This window comes from Pseudoalteromonas sp. MMG012, from assembly GCF_018100875.1.
Taxonomy (GTDB): Bacteria; Pseudomonadota; Gammaproteobacteria; order Enterobacterales; family Alteromonadaceae; genus Pseudoalteromonas; species Pseudoalteromonas aurantia.
The window spans coordinates 1-612 of record NZ_JAGJEF010000219.1; the positions used below are offsets into that span (position 1 = coordinate 1).

Annotated in this window: 1 protein-coding gene; it reads right to left on the reverse strand. The window is 43.0% G+C overall.

The features are described 5' to 3' along the window. Positions 1 to 526: histidine phosphatase family protein (locus J8L97_RS23125; protein WP_211053075.1), on the reverse strand; the 526-nt coding region annotated here is incomplete at its 3' end. Between the last annotated feature and the right edge of the window lie 86 nt (positions 527 to 612).

A 612-nucleotide genomic window follows, 5' to 3' on the forward strand; every position in this document is an offset into this window, starting at 1 on the left:
ACTTAAAAGCAAGGTGTCCCATACTTTCAATATCCAGCTTTTGAAATGCCGCTATGACAAAGCTTGCAGCAAAACCGTGTGTGATGACTAATGCATCACCGTCCTGATGCATAATCTCGTCGACAAAATCAGCCACGCGTATGGCAACATCACGCCGAGATTCTGCACCATCACAGATCCGATGCCCTAAACGGTCGCCTATCGGGCTTGTTGGCATGATAATTTTATCATGCTCTTTTTGGCACATTCCTTCATGGGTTCCAAAAGACATCTCTCTCAACCGTGAGTCTAGATTCAGTGGCAAATTCGAGTCAGCTAAGACTATTTCAGCCGTTTGCACAGCACGCGTTAAATCTGAACAGTACACAGTCATAGTATCGAGTTCAAAACCCAACCTCGCAATATTTTTCACTAAAGACGCCACTTTAACCTTGCCCTTGTCCGTTAAATTTGAATCAACCCCCCCTACTTTACCCTCGACGGAGTGGATTGCTTCAGCGTGTGTAATGAGACAGATCTTTTTCACTTGAACTCCGATATATTGAACGCCAGTATCTTATTATTGGATTTTTACCATAGAAATTTGTTTTTTAATGCTTGAGTAGGCAGCAT